At 59.4% G+C, this 14,149-nt stretch carries 15 protein-coding genes; 9 read left to right on the top strand and 6 right to left on the bottom strand.

Annotation, left to right across the window (positions count from 1 at the left end; all coding sequences use genetic code 11):
• A partial coding sequence (locus tag ENZ75_RS05415; RefSeq protein WP_128277945.1) for a nucleoside hydrolase occupies positions 1 to 733 on the top strand: 733 nt, incomplete at its 5' end.
• 19 nt (positions 734 to 752) lie between these two features.
• Here the strand turns inward: ENZ75_RS05415 and ENZ75_RS05410 are convergent.
• The 6 genes from ENZ75_RS05410 to ENZ75_RS05385 form a co-directional block, all read right to left on the bottom strand.
• The gene (locus ENZ75_RS05410) at positions 753 to 1,895 is read right to left on the bottom strand and encodes a hypothetical protein (RefSeq protein WP_063170099.1); all 1,143 of its coding nucleotides are present in this window, start codon (positions 1,893 to 1,895) and stop codon (positions 753 to 755) included.
• Positions 1,896 to 2,114: 219 nt separating this feature from the next.
• Positions 2,115 to 2,654: a prepilin peptidase gene (locus tag ENZ75_RS05405; protein ID WP_063170098.1), complete on the bottom strand. Its 540-nt coding sequence runs from the start codon at positions 2,652 to 2,654 to the stop codon at positions 2,115 to 2,117.
• 1 nt (position 2,655) lies between these two features.
• A complete protein-coding gene (locus ENZ75_RS05400; RefSeq protein ID WP_063170097.1) occupies positions 2,656 to 3,198 on the bottom strand; it encodes a tetratricopeptide repeat protein in 543 nt (180 codons plus the stop codon).
• Positions 3,199 to 3,250: 52 nt separating this feature from the next.
• Positions 3,251 to 4,201, bottom strand: coding sequence for a type II secretion system F family protein (locus tag ENZ75_RS05395; RefSeq protein ID WP_063170096.1), 951 nt, complete (start codon positions 4,199 to 4,201; stop codon positions 3,251 to 3,253).
• An 18-nt stretch (positions 4,202 to 4,219) separates the two neighbouring features.
• Positions 4,220 to 5,152 carry a type II secretion system F family protein gene (locus ENZ75_RS05390; RefSeq protein WP_245478663.1) on the bottom strand — a complete coding sequence of 311 codons (933 nt, stop codon included), beginning with the start codon at positions 5,150 to 5,152 and terminating at the stop codon, positions 4,220 to 4,222.
• A gap of 35 nt (positions 5,153 to 5,187) precedes the next feature.
• Positions 5,188 to 6,576, bottom strand: a complete 1,389-nt coding sequence (locus tag ENZ75_RS05385) for a CpaF family protein (protein WP_063170094.1) — start codon at positions 6,574 to 6,576, stop codon at positions 5,188 to 5,190.
• Positions 6,577 to 7,107: 531 nt separating this feature from the next.
• On the opposite strand from ENZ75_RS05385, the gene ENZ75_RS05380 reads away from it, so the two are divergent.
• The 8 genes from ENZ75_RS05380 (at position 7,108) to ENZ75_RS05345 (ending at position 14,104) form a co-directional block, all read left to right on the top strand.
• A complete protein-coding gene (locus tag ENZ75_RS05380; protein ID WP_063170093.1) occupies positions 7,108 to 7,332 on the top strand; it encodes a Flp family type IVb pilin in 225 nt (74 codons plus the stop codon).
• Between the two features lie 78 nt (positions 7,333 to 7,410).
• Positions 7,411 to 8,445, top strand: coding sequence for a Flp pilus assembly protein CpaB (gene cpaB / locus ENZ75_RS05375; protein WP_063170092.1), 1,035 nt, complete (start codon positions 7,411 to 7,413; stop codon positions 8,443 to 8,445).
• Between the two features lie 53 nt (positions 8,446 to 8,498).
• Positions 8,499 to 9,944, top strand: coding sequence for a type II and III secretion system protein family protein (locus ENZ75_RS05370; protein ID WP_063170091.1), 1,446 nt, complete (start codon positions 8,499 to 8,501; stop codon positions 9,942 to 9,944).
• Positions 9,945 to 9,948: 4 nt separating this feature from the next.
• Positions 9,949 to 10,221 carry a hypothetical protein gene (locus ENZ75_RS05365; protein WP_245459162.1) on the top strand — a complete coding sequence of 91 codons (273 nt, stop codon included), beginning with the start codon at positions 9,949 to 9,951 and terminating at the stop codon, positions 10,219 to 10,221.
• A gap of 71 nt (positions 10,222 to 10,292) precedes the next feature.
• Positions 10,293 to 11,813: a pilus assembly protein TadG-related protein gene (locus ENZ75_RS05360; RefSeq protein WP_063170089.1), complete on the top strand. Its 1,521-nt coding sequence runs from the start codon at positions 10,293 to 10,295 to the stop codon at positions 11,811 to 11,813.
• A gap of 7 nt (positions 11,814 to 11,820) precedes the next feature.
• Positions 11,821 to 12,315 carry a TadE/TadG family type IV pilus assembly protein gene (locus tag ENZ75_RS05355; protein ID WP_063170088.1) on the top strand — a complete coding sequence of 165 codons (495 nt, stop codon included), beginning with the start codon at positions 11,821 to 11,823 and terminating at the stop codon, positions 12,313 to 12,315.
• 41 nt (positions 12,316 to 12,356) lie between these two features.
• Positions 12,357 to 12,944 (top strand): TadE/TadG family type IV pilus assembly protein, encoded by a 588-nt coding sequence (locus ENZ75_RS05350; protein ID WP_244514262.1) that lies wholly within the window; start codon positions 12,357 to 12,359, stop codon positions 12,942 to 12,944.
• Positions 12,941 to 14,104 (top strand): AAA family ATPase, encoded by a 1,164-nt coding sequence (locus ENZ75_RS05345; RefSeq protein WP_013530277.1) that lies wholly within the window; start codon positions 12,941 to 12,943, stop codon positions 14,102 to 14,104. The genes ENZ75_RS05350 and ENZ75_RS05345 overlap by 4 nt, the downstream gene beginning before the upstream one ends.
• Positions 14,105 to 14,149: the final 45 nt, after the last annotated feature.

Raw genomic sequence — 14,149 nt, 5'->3', positions numbered from 1 at the left:
GGGCTGTCACCGCCCGCTGGCGCGCCCGCTGGTGCTCGGCACCGCCGATGGCCCGAGCGGGCTCGAGGGCTCGCCCTACCTGCCGCAGGCGACGATCAAGCCGGTTGACCAGCATGCCGTCGATTTCCTGGCCGACAGGCTGCGCGCCGCGCCCGAACCGATCCTGGTCGTTGCCACCGGCCCGCTCAGCAATATCGGCCTGATGATCCTCAAGCATCGCGACGTGCTGCCCAAGATCAAGGAACTGATCTGGATGGGCGGCGTGTTCTACCGCAAGAGCGAGATCATCACGCCGACCGAATTCAACGCGTTCTGCGATCCCGAAGCGCTGAAGATCGTGCTGGACAGCGGCGTGCCGATCCTGATGGTCGGCCTCGACGTCACCATGCAGGTGCTGATCGAGGCGCCGCAATATGCCGAACTCGCCACCATCGACACGCCGCTCGGCCGGCTCGTCAACGACTGGCTGCTGTTCTACGAGAAGCTGCACCGCAACTCGATGGGCGTCGGCGGCGCCATGCACGATCCGCTGGCGCTGGCGCTGGCCATCGACCCGACCTTGGTGCGCACTCGCCCTGCCCATATCGGCGTCGACCTGTCCGGCACCTACGCCTTCGGCGCGACCATCGCCGACTACTGGGGCGAGCGCGGTGAAAAGGACAATGCCCGCATCGCCCATGAGGTCGACGCGGACCGCTTCTTCAAGCTGATGTTCGATCTCCTGCGGGACTGAACATCCAACGGACTGAGGGTTAGCGGAACAGATATTTCGAGACTTCCGGGTTGCCGCGACGCCACATCACATTGTCCAGGAAGTAATGGTGCACGTTGATGAATATCCACGCGATGAAGAGGAAAAGCGACGAGCCGAGCACCTGTTTGTCGTAGGGAACCAGGGCACTTAGCGCCATCGGCACGAGCCAGAAACCGAGAGCACCGAGAATTGTGCCGGCGACGATGAATATCAGCACCCGCAGCCTGTACATCGGCCCAAGAATGGACAGCACCCTGAATTCCGGATCCTTGACGGCATCCGCGCGGTCGCGCTCGACATTGGTCTGGTAACGCCAGACCACCGCCAGATACTGCAACGAATGGAGCGCCGGCACCACGAGCAGCCAAAGCGGATTTAGGGCCACGAACAGAATCCAGGCATAGAGCGACACGACGTAAGCGACGACGCCGTTATACGGCAGCGCGCCGCCATGTTTGCGCCAGCGATTGACGAACATCACGGCGGTGGCCGCCGAGGAGGCAGCGGCGACCGCGAGCGCGATGTTGAGGAGCCAGGGCGGGACAGCGAATGTGTAGTAGTCCAGGCCCCAGTACTGCCTTTCGGTGATCACCACGTTTGTCTGGAGCCAGGCGAACAGCCACACGGCATATCCGTTGAACAGCAGCGCTTTCTTGTCCTGGTCGCTGAAGAATTTGCGCTTCAGCACCGCGTCCACCATCAGCATGCCATAGCCTTGCTTGACGTAGTGCCAGCCGACGAAAAAGCCCATCGCGTTGGTGGCATATCCCAGCAGGCGGGCGTTGCCGGTTACGGAGCCATAGGCGAAGAAAGCGACCATGATCATTGGGACGGCAATGCCCGCGATGATGTAGCGGATCTGGAGATTCCTGTCATATCCGTCGCCGCGCACCTTGCGCCCGAAATCGCGATAGAAAATCTGATACGAGTGGGCAAAATGTGGATGGTTTATCAGATTGGCGAGCAAGAGCATTACCGCCGCCACAACGCCCTCGTATCTAAGAGGCACAAAGAACAGGATCGGCAGGATCAGGAACGCGCTCCCGCCGAGCATGAAAAAATCGATGAACGGACCAAATAGATATTTCTGTGGAGGCGCCGCGACCGAGACCGGAGCATCCGCCGAAAGGTGAAGTGCCATGCTGCCTTCTCCCTGTGATTGTTTATCTAGCCATCAACCTGATAGGAATTTTTTCTTGACTCCCTGCACTCAGCTATGGTACATTTTTGTCCATGGTGCTGATTTGCGCCAGTGACCCGCCGCACAGGCGGGTTTTCGTTTGTTCCGTCAGCCAACGCGCCGGCGAAGGCTTCGGGGAAGTGTCGATCGCAGCGCGTTCAGCCGCGCGAACTGTCGAGGTCAGTTGAGCTGATTGAGGATCCCAGAACTGCTCGCCAGGATCAAGCTCTTGTAGATCAGGAACGCCAGCGTACAGATCGCGGCCAGCGAGGTCGGCACGCCGAACGGCACCACCCCCTTGCGGTCCAGATGCTGGACGATGAGCCGAAAAGCGCCCGCCGGCAGCAGGAATGGGTTTTTCACGATCGCGGCAGTGGCCAAGGCGAAAACCAGGAGCAGCACCGAAAACACCGCGAGACCGCTGCCGCTGATCAGGAAGGGCACGACTGCTATCAGCTTGACATCGCCGGCGCCGATCTTGCGCAAGGCCCAGAAGGGCAAGAGCGCGACGAACAACAGAAGCCCTGCACTGGTGCTCAGTCCCATGTCCCACCACGACCCGGATTGGAGCGACAGCAACAGCAGGCCCCCGGCGCCCAGACAGAGCAGCAGCAGCACGTCGCGATTGGAAATTTTCTGGGTGGTGAAATCGAGCCAGGCAATCCTGGCCAGCAGAGGGATTGCGAGCACCTTCAGCAGCAGCGCTTCGGCAAGCAACATGCTAGCGCTCGACGTTCTGCACGCTTGACGACAAAAGCTTCAGATTGTTGGCGACGGTCGGGTCGTTGGGCGCCAGCTCGTAAGCCTTGAGGAAGTTCGAGCGGGCATCCTGTAACTTGCCGCGCAGCAGGTAGGAATAGCCGACATTGTTGTAATATTCGGGCGTCGCGCCGCCCAGCTTGAAGGCCCTGGCATAGGCCCGGTCGGACAGGTCGAAGCGGTGGATCCGGTCGGTGCAGGCGGCCAGCCCCATCCAGGCGTTACCATCATTGGGTGCCAGTTGCGTCGCCTTGAAGAACAGTGCGCCGGCATTGCCGTAATTCTCGGCGCGGAACTGGTTCTTGGCTTCCGCGACCGCCTGGTCCGAGGCATAGTATTCGACGTCGCCGACCGTTTTCAGTCCGTCGAAAGCATCGCCAAAAGACGTCACGTCGCCCTTCGACGGCTCGTTGGTGCGCACGACACCGTCGGTTGTGTCCGCCGTCTGGCAACCGGCAAGCACCGCCATGAGCAGACAGGCCGCGGCCGCGATAACCCTCTTCATACGTCCGTCCCCTGGGCCCCCGACTCACATTAGGGCCAAATGATATACTAAACTAGAAGAAAACGCCTCTCATGCGAATGATGACCGGCAACATGATCACCACCATCACGACTGGGAATATACAGAGACCCAACGGAATCATCATCTTGACCGGGAGTGAATTGGCGCGCTCCTCGGCACTCAGAATTCTCTGACTGCGCATTTCGGCGCTATAAACACGCAAGGCATCGGTGAGGCTGGTGCCGAGTTCTTCCGATTGCCGGAACAGCACCGCTAGTGCCCGCGCCTCCTCAAGGCCTATGCGATCGGCGAGTTCCCGTAACGCCTCCCGCAACGGCTTGCCGGCGCGCAGTTGCAAATTCATGATAGACAGTTGGATCCCCAGCCACTTGTGGGTGGCAGCCATTTCGTGACTCACACGTTCGACCGCCGCCTCAAGGCTCATGCCTGCATCGGCGCATGTGATCATCATGTCCATGAAGTCGGGAAAGGCACGGCGATAGATTCGTTTCTGACCATTCTCGAAGCGATCGAGCATGATGCTCGGAATCACCATGCAGGCCAGGCCGAACAAAGCAGAGCCGGCAAAGGTTATGAAACCAGGCAGCTGTGGTGGAAGGACCCGCGACAGCAGGGCATAGATGGCCAAAAACCCAATGCAGACTGCAACCAGACGGGACAGGGTGTAAACCAGCGGTGCACTTGATTTGTAAAAGCCGGCACGAAAGAGCTTCGCCTCCAAAGCATTCGGCTCATCGCGCTCCTTTTCGATCGACTTGAAGTAGGCGTCGACTGGCCGTTGTGCCGCAAGCTTGGCAAGCACGTCCTGTCCAAGCATTGACCGGCGGTCTGTAATTCCTTCGCCCATCAGGCTCTGCGCGACGAGCTTTCGTGTTTGCAGAGCCGGCAGGAAGACGAGCGCACCGAACAGGAAAAAAGATGCCGCCGCCGCAAACACGACGATAGATACCAAGAAACCCAGATCCTGAATATTCGAAAACAATTTTATTCGTCGCCCCTGTTAGAAATCAAAATTAACCATTCGATACATGATGAAATCCCCCAACAAAGCCCACACCCCGAATACGGTGAAGACTGGGAAAATGAGCTGATCGTGCCACACGCCTCCATAATAGGAGGGAGCAAGAAGTTGAAGGATCAAGAACATGACGAGCGGAAACAGTGATATAATCCAGGCCGATACGCGCCCTTCAGCGGAAAGCGCCCGAATTTTCATTCGAAGCTTTTGCCTTTCTCGCAGTACCGAGGATAGGTTGGACAAGATTTCGGTCAAATTACCGCCGGTCTTGGCCTGGATCGACAGGGATACCGACAGCAACTGAAGACCCTCGAAGCCGACACGCTGCGAAAGCTTTCGCACAGCCTGCTCGATGCTGAGACCGAAAGTGATCTCATCGGAGACGATGCCGAACTCGGTGCCGAGCGGATCCGGCATTTCGCGCGCGACCAGACCGATGGCGACCGAAGCCGGGTGTCCGGCGCGCAGCGAACGAACGATCATGTCGAGCGCGTCCGGCAGCTGTTTGGCAAACTTCTGGATTCGCTTGTTGCGGGCGCGCCGGAGGACGAGAAGCGGCAGGACAAGCCCTACGACCAGAAAGATAAGAAGCGACGCCAAAGCGGAAAAATTGAAGAGTACCAGGAGCAACGCCATCGCTAGTCCGACGAGCAGGAATGTCGCGGCGAACGTCAGGGGATTTCCGGTGATGCCGGATTGAGTATAGAGTCTGTTCAGCCACACCATTCCAAAAAGAAAGTCGCCGGAGTCAGTGAGGCCACGCTCCCGCAGCAATCCCTGTAGCGTTTGTTCGGCCGGGACGTCGCCAGCGAGCCGCTTCAATCGGCGATTGACTGCTAGAGACCGAGAGCGGCGGCCGGCAAATGAAAGATAAAGAGCTTCGCCGGCGAGGATGACCGAGGCTGCCGCCAGCATGTAGATGAAGTATAGCAGAGCTTGACCAGTCGGCATCAGAGGGCAACCTGCGGGTTGAAGGCGTCCTTGGCAAAATGATGGCCAAGCGTCGCCGCCTCTGGAGCGAAGCGCGGACGGACACCGGTTGCGCGAAAGTCTCCGACGACCTTGCCCTCGGCCGTCACCTCACGGCGGACGAAATGATAGATTTCCTGAAGCTGCACGACATTGCCCTCCATGCCGGTCAGTTCCGATATGGAGGTGACACGCCTGCCGCCATCCGAGAGACGCTGTGTCTGGACGATGATGTCGATGGCGGAGGCGATCTGCGCCCGGATCGAATCATGCGTCATCGGCATGCCGGCCATGCCGACCATCTGCTCCAGCCGCGAGATCGCATCGCGCGGCGTGTTGGCATGGATTGTCGTCATCGAGCCTTCGTGGCCGGTGTTCATTGCCTGCAGCATGTCGAAAGCTTCCTCGCCGCGCACCTCGCCGACGATGATGCGGTCCGGTCGCATGCGCAGCGCGTTCTTCAGCAATTCGCGCTGGCGAACCTCGCCCCTGCCCTCGACATTGGGCGGGCGCGTCTCGAGCCGGCCGACATGCGGCTGCTGCAATTGCAGTTCTGCCGCATCCTCGATGGTGATCAGCCGCTCCTTCGAAGGGATGTAGCTCGACAAGGCGTTGAGCAACGTTGTCTTGCCGCTGCCGGTGCCACCCGAAACCAGGATCGATTTGCGCGCCTGGACTGCGATCCGCAGCAGGTCGATCATCGGCGGACGGATCGAATTGAATGCCATCAAACGTTCGAGCGAATAGGGATTCTTCGAGAATTTGCGGATCGATACCAGCGGGCCGTCGACCGAGACCGGCCGCACCGCGATGTTGACACGTGAGCCGTCTTCCAGCCGGGCATCGACCATGGGCGACGATTCATCGACCCGCCTGCCGATAGCCGAAACGATCTTGTTGATGACGCGCAGCAGATGGGCCTCGTCCCGAAACCGGATTGGCGTCTCTTCGACGATGCCCCGCCGCTCGATGAAAACGCGCTTGTGAGTATTGATCAGGATGTCGGTAATGGAATCATCCTTGAGCAGCGGTTCGATCGGCCCGAGGCCCAGCATCTCGTCGGCGGTGTCGCTGGTGAGTTGATCGAGTTCGCGCGCATTCAGCGGCACCGCGCGAGCGCGAACGAACTCGCGCACGATTGGACGGATCTCGTTCAGGATCTCATCCTTGGAAGCACTTTCAAGCGCGGTCAGGTTGAACCGGTCGATCAAGTGGCGATGCAGCTCGACCTTGATCGTCAGGAAATCGTCACCATGCGATTGAATATCAACGGCTGGCAGAAGAGCCGGAGCAACAGGCTGCACCGCCAGCGGCTCGACCTTTGTCACTGCCTGCTGTTCGCTTGGCCCCTTGATGAACCGTCCCAGCATAATTGCTTATACTCCCCTCGGACACGCATTAGCGGAAACTAAACGTTAACCAACGAGCGCACAAGCGCCTGGATGCCCGGCGCACAGCCATTACTTTCGGCATAGTTAAGATCAAGGACCGCAAATCCCTTGATTATTTGGTGCAGAGGGCATGCGGAGTTCCCCAAATTTATCCTCAGCTCTCAGGCTCATGCGCCCGCGCCGCGAAAATTAGCAAAACTCCCGCTTAAGTCCTTAGATATAAAGGAATATGCATTTCTTCTAATGCTTCCACGGTTTCGCCACATGAGCGGCTAAATTGTGAATGAATGGTTAAGGGCGATCGAAAAATGAAAAGAATCAATCCCTTGATAAGATTTCACTTTGCCACCTTCTTGCCGAATCAGGTACATGAAAGTTAAGGAACCCTTAATGTCGTTTGACTCTGCATTTTCTCGGGACCTAGGATCGAGATGACGGGGGATGCTTGGGTATGGATTTCATCTCTTGCTCTGTCTCGTCGGGTTCCAACCTCCAAAGGGAGAAATTGACATGAAGAAGCTCATGACGATGACCCGGCAGTTCCGCGACGATGAAAACGGCGCTGCCATGGTCGAATATTCCATCCTCATCGGCATCATTGCCGCGGCGTCGATCGTGACGATCATCGCTATCGGAGTGTGGGTGAACGGCTCGTTCACCAATCTCTGCAGCAAGCTGACGGGCGTTGCTGGCGTGACGAACTGTACTGTTGCTACGGCTACTCCTGGTCCCTGATCATTTTCCAATCGGGACCCGGATCTGATCCGGGTCCCTGTTGCCCGATATGTTGCCTTTCTTGGGGTTTTTGGGACCATGCGCGCGAACACACTCATCATGATCGTTCTTGCCGGTATTTTCGGTGTCCTGGCGGTTGTGCTGGTCAATATCTGGCTGGCTGGCCAGCGAAGCGCCATGGCGCAAACGGGTATTGTTCAAGGCAGCACTGTCGTGGTTGCGGCGATACCACTGAAATTCGGCGATGCGCTGAGTGCGGACACATTGCGCGAAGTCGCATGGCCGGCGGGCGCAATACCGGCAGGCGCTTTCAAGACGACAAAGGAAGCCTTGGCCGGCGAAGGTACAAGGCAAGCGCTTCAGACCATCAGCACCAACGAACCAGTCCTCGCCAGCAAGATCACTGGGCCAGGCCAACGCGCCACACTTTCGGCGGTGCTTGGCGAAGGCATGAAAGCTGTTTCCATCAGGGTGAACGACGTGCTCGGCGTCGCCGGCTTCGTCTTCCCGGGTGACCGGGTCGATGTGCTGCTGACGCGAACGGTGCGCGGCGATGATGGAGCGGACAAGAGTTTCGTCGATGTGCTGCTGCAGAGCATGAAGGTGCTCGCCATCGACCAGGTGGCCGATGTGAGCAAGGACAGCCCAACCGTGGTGAAGTCCGTAACGCTGGAAGCCAGCACCAAGGACGCGCAGAAGCTGACGCTTGCGGCAGGCGCCGGCCAATTGTCGCTGGCGCTTCGCCAGGCCGCCGCCAGCAAGGGCGAAATGACCGAGCGGGTGACGCTTTCCGACCTGACCGGCGAAACGCCGGCCGATGTCGCCGCCAGGCAGGCGGAGCTCGACAGGAAGGCAGCGGCCGAAGCGGAGGCTACAGCCGAGCGCAAGCGCGCCGAGGACAAGATTGCCGGGTTGACGCAGGCTGTGGAGCGGGTGGGAAGCCGCCTCGACGAGTTGGGCAAGGTAAAGCCTGCTCCGATCGTGATGGCGGCACCGCAGCCGGTCGTCAAGGAAGTGGTCAAATATGTGCAGCCTGAGCCGCCGGCGCGGGCAACGATCGGCGTTTTTCGGGGTGTGAAGCTCGAGACATATGACGTGCCGCGACAACCATGATAAGGTGCGGCTAATAAACGGGACTGCCACCGGCAGCGAGTGGGGAGACGGGGATGCGGGGATATTGCTTAGGGATAGCGACGGCCGCGTTGTCGTGCCTAGGGGCGCTGTTGCTGTCGGGCCTGGCGGCCAATGCGGCCGACCGCTTCATCGATGTGTCGACCCCCAGCGTTCATCGGATTTTCCTGCCGATGTCGCAATCGGTGACGATCCAGGTGAGTGCCAATCTGGGCGACATCGTCGTTGGCGACGAGAAGATCGCCGATGCCCAGCCAATGACCGACCGCACGCTCTACGTCATCGGTAAGGGCGCCGGCACCACCACGGTTAATCTGTTCTCCACCGATAAGCGCTCGCTCGGCGCCCTCCAGATCGAGGTCGGCGTCGATGTCAGCGACATGGCGCAGGCGATCCGCCAGGTCGCGCCAAAGTCGCGCATCGAAGTGGGCTCGGTCAATGGCAGGGTCAGGCTTGGCGGGCATGTGAAAGATGGCGCTACGCTGGCGGCGATCATGGCGGTTGCGCAGCAATATGGACCCGATGCCGTCATCAACTCCGTCATCGTCGACGACAGCCAGCAGGTCAATTTGGAAGTGCGCGTGCTGGAAGCCAAGCGCAACACCGGCCGCGACCTCGGCGTGTCGATCAAAAGCAGGAACGGCGATGGCACAACCCGTACCGGTACCGGTGTTGCTGCCGTTGACGAGGACGGTGTCGTGCTCGGACCGGGCGGTCTGCTCAGCGGCCTCCTGTCCAACTCGGCGCCCTTCGGAGCGCTTATCACGCGCGTCATCGACAGCAACATCAAGGTCGACCTGATCATAGAGGCGCTCGAGTCCAAAGGCGCGGTGCGCACGCTCGCGAACCCCAACCTCACCACGCTTTCCGGCGAGCAGGCCAGCTTCAACGCCGGTGGTGAAGTGCCTATTCGCAGTCTGGACAAGGACGGCCAGGTAAACATCGTGTACAAGCAATTCGGCGTCAATCTTCTGTTCACGCCGGTCGTACTCGACGACGGCAAGATTCATATGAACCTGGCGCCGGAGGTCAGTGACCTGACCGGCTTCACCACCGCCGGCGACCCGATCTTCACCAACCGCAAATTGTCGACCGTCGTCGAATTGCGCGACGGCCAGAGCTTCGCCGTCGGCGGGCTTCTGTCCAGCAAGACCACCAAGCTCCAGGATCAGGTGCCTTGGCTCGGCCAAGTGCCTGTGATCGGGACGCTGTTTCGCAGTTCGAGCAACCAGAAGGAAGAGACCGAGCTGGTCGTCATCGTCACGCCGCATATCGTGCGGCCGGTGAAGCCTGGGGAGCAGTTGGCGACACCGTTCGACAAGACACGGCCCGCCAACGATCCGGAGTTCTTCGTGCTCGGCCAATTGGAAGTGACCAAGGACATGGTCCGCAAATATGAAACCGGCGAAGGCGTCACCGGCCCCTATGGCCACATGCTCGACTTCAAATCGAAGGACAAGATGCTCTATGTCAAGAAATAGCGCCTTGATCCTCATTCTGTGCGCCAGCGCCCTGTCGGGCTGCGCCGCGGACTATCTGAACCATTATGATTCGGTGACCCTGGCCGCCGGCGACACGCAGAAGTTCAATTCGCTGCTGCAGACGGTCGACCCGCTCAACCCGGCGTCCCGAAACACACATATCGAAGGCGACGGCGCACGCGCCGCAGCCGTTGCCCAAGGCTACAAATATCCACCGCCACCGCCGCCGCCACCAGCGATCACGGTCAATGTCGGCGGGTCGGGTGTGACACAGTGAACTGAACGAAGGGATGCGCAGGGCGCCGGGCATGCGAGGGGCTCTGGCGCAGGAAAGCAGAGAGTAAGGTCATGTTGGGGACCATTCGTGCCTTCTGGAACGATCAACGCGGCATCGCGATGATCCTCGTGGCAATCATGCTGCCCGTGCTTATCGGCTTCGCTCTGCTGGCCATCGATATGAGCCGAGCCAACGGACTTCACAACGATCTGCAAAAGGGAGTTGATGCCCTTGCTCTGGCAACGGCAGCGGAACTGGATGGCAGATCGGATTCGATCACCAGAGCCAATCTGGCCAAGACTACCCTTCTCACCAACAAGACCAAGTTTTCAACGGCAGGCGATCATACACTCGCTCTAGCCGATGTGACCGTTACATACTTGACCGGGATACCGGCCGACGACAGCATCAAGTTGAGTGCCGCTGGTGTCGACGCCAATGGTGTGAACTGGGCAAGCACCGACCCTAAAGCCGTGACATTCTCACTGGTGACCGTGAACCCGTCCGGCCTGGCGGATGGTGCCGGGGCCTTCGAAGCGATCTTTCCGGCAAGCGTTGTCAGCGGCAGCAACACATTCGACATCAGACCTCAGGCTGTGGCCGGATTTGTCCAGTCGATCTGCGAAACGGTGCCGATCTTCATGTGCAATCCGTTCGAGACGACCGACCCGTTGACCAGCAAAACGATCCAGCAGGCGTTCGCGTCGGGGGACACCTATAGCCGCGAATTTCGTATTCTGAAAGTCGATAGCAACCCCGGCCCGGGCAACTTTGGCCTGCTGGAAAACGGCCTGACCTCGATACAGGAGGGGATGGCCAAGGGGACCGCCGGCACCTGCTACAGCCGCACTTCGCTGACCACGAAAACGGGTGTCACCTTGGGTCAGGTCAATACTGGCCTGAATGTCCGGTTCGATCTCTATCAGGGCAATCTGAAAAATAACACAGACCTTGGCTACCGCCCGGCGAGCAATGTCCGCAAGGGGGCCAGCAAGAACAGCAATTGCAACAAGTTTGATGTCGCGACGGATGGTTCCGCGTTGCCTCTCCCGGATGGCACCGGCTATGACTCCGCTAAGGGCATGACGCTGCCGATCGCGGCGAATTCCTTCTGGACCGCCTACTGGGCCGCCAATCATAAGAACGCAGCGTATCCAAACCTCCCGGCGAAGACCGACCCTCTCAAGCGGAACGTTCCCGCCTCCAGGTATGATGTCTACAACTATGAAATCGCGGCCGGAATCGTGGGCGACAAATCGAAAGGGCCTTCGAACGAAGTTGGAACGCCTTCCTGCTACAAGGGGGACCTCACCAAGGCGGATCCGAGCCGCCGGCTGATAAACATGGCCATTATCGATTGCAAAGCAAACCAGGCGAAGCTGAACGGCCACACCGCAGTCCGACCGGATGGCTATGCAAGCGTCTTCATAAACAACCCTATCCAGAAGGTGAATCCCAACGACGAGGACAATCCGGACGGTACAGGCGCCGAGAAGGCTATCAGCCTTGAGATCGTCGATGTCGATGGCGGATTTGCCAACAACACCCTGGTAGACAAAGCATTCCGCAACGAAGCCCAGTTGTATCGGTAGCGCTGACATGACCAGGCTCCGCAGAATCATTGGACGGTTCCAAGGCGACGAAAGTGGCGCCGCTTTGGTGGAAGCCGCGATCACGATACCACTCGTATTGCTGTTATCGGCCGGTGTGTTCGAGTTCTCCAACATCCTGAATACGCGGATGCTTCTCGAAGCTGGCGTTGAGGATGCGGGGCGCTACATGGCACGATGCAGCAGCGATTGGGCGACTTGCAAGGGCCGAGCCCAGAACCTTGCTGCCAATGGGGCGGTCGCTAACGGCAGCGCCAGAGTGACCGGATGGCTGCCGGCGGCGGTTGACATCACCAAGGCGGTCTCGCTGGACGCGGTTGATGCCGCCACGGGCACGCAACTTTATCTCAGCAGCACGACCAAAGTCGATGTCGTGGACGTCAGCACCTCCTATTCTTATCCGGACGTTGGATTCTGGTCGTATCTTGGCTTTGGAGCCCTGACCCTCAGTGTATCCCATCAGGAACGGGTCATTGGATGGTGATGGGGCGCACCAAGTTTTGGGCTAGCCAGTCCGGAACGACAATGGTCGAAATGGCCATAGTGATGCCGCTGCTGTTGACGCTTTTGCTTGGCTTCATCGATTTCGGCTACGCCTTTTACCAATGGAATGCCGGGAATAAGGCGGTGCAAGCCGGCGCAAGGCTGGCGCAGATTTCTACACCTGTCGCCAGCGGGCTCCTGGCCGAGACGATAACGCAGACCGACCTAACTAAAGTCGGCACTGCGGTACCCGCAAACACTTACAACTATATCTGCACCGCCAACACCGCTGGAAGCGTCTCTTGCGTTTGCGGCACAGGCGCTACGTGCCAGAACCTCAATGTAAGCCAAGATGCCTTTAATTTCATTTTCAGCGGCAACAGCAGCCGGCCCGGAATGCAGACATTCCTGCCGATGTTGGCCAAGTCCGAAGTCAGGATTCAATACCAGGCTTCCGGCCTCGGCTACTGGACGCGTCCCAGCGGACCGGTGCCGACCATCACGGTGAGCATCACCAACCATCCCTTCCAGTTTTTCTTCCTGGGCGGACTGCTCGGCTTCAACAACATCACAATGCCCTCCATGCTGAGCACGGTCACGGGCGAAGACATGAAGAGTACCTGGCCATGAACGCCATCAACACCAAGGTTACGCCGACCAAGCGCAAGCAGGTGGCGCTGTTTTCGTCGGATCCGAATTTCAAGCGCGATGTGGCGACGCGGCTCGATGCGCTGGCGATCTATGACGTCAGGGTTTCCGAGACGAGCGATTTTCTGAAAGGACCGCCGGCGGACACACGCCCGGGCATCGTCATCCTCGATCTCGGCAATGGCGAGCTGCTCGGCAGGCCCGGCATCGTCGAGGCGCGCGCACTGTGGGCCAGCGTGCCGCTGATCGCGGTTTCCGACGAGCTGAGCTCGGAGCAGACGCGCGTTTTGGTGCGCATGAACGCCTCGGACTGGCTGCACAAGCCGCTCGACGGCAAGGAACTGCTCAATGCGGTGACCTTCCACGACACCGGCAACCAGGGAACCAAAAGCCGGATCATCACCTTCATCAGCGCCAGCGGCGGCGCCGGCGCCACGACGCTGGCGCTGTCGGCGGCCGAATTCCTGGCGTCGAAATCGGGCGAGCGCGCGGCGTCCACCTGTCTCGTGGACCTGGATTTCCAGAGCGCCAATTGCGGCGCCTATCTCAATCTGTTCAACCAGTTCGACCTTGCCGGCATCATCGGCCAGCCGGAGCGGCTCGATGTCGAGCTGATGGACGTCATCAAGCTGTCGCGCCCGTCCGGCCTCACCCTCTATGCATTCGAGCGGCCGCAACTGCCGTTCGAGCCGCATGGCAGCGATTTCGTCTTCCGCCTGCTCGACCTCGTCGCCTACCGCTTCGACGACATCGTTATCGACCTGCCCAATCTGGAAACGCCCTGGCACAATTCCGTGCTGTCGACGAGCGACGAGATCTTCATCGTGTTCGAACTCAATGTCGCGTCGCTGCGGCAAGGCAAGCGGCTCTACAAGAAGATCCGCGAGCTGCGCGGCAATGCGGTCAGCATCACGCTGGTCGCCAACAAGCACAAGCGCAAATGGTTCGGGAACCATTTTTCGCGCAGCGAGCTCGAAAAGATCTTCAAGGCGCCGCACATCAAGTCGGTCGCGCTCGACAACGCGCTTCTGACCGATGCGCTGAACAGGGCCATCCCGCCTTCCGAAGTGGATGGGCGGGCGCGCTTCAACAAGGATCTGAAGCGGATGTTCAAAGAGCGGCTCGATGACGCTGCCCGATAGATACCGGATCGCCCCAAAGCTCGCCGGCGCCTGCGTGCTCGGCAT

It is taken from the genome of Mesorhizobium sp. M7A.F.Ca.CA.002.04.1.1 (genome assembly GCF_004022805.1).
Lineage (GTDB): Bacteria > Pseudomonadota > Alphaproteobacteria > Rhizobiales > Rhizobiaceae > Mesorhizobium > Mesorhizobium ciceri.
This window is presented reverse-complemented; position numbering and strand designations above follow the sequence as displayed.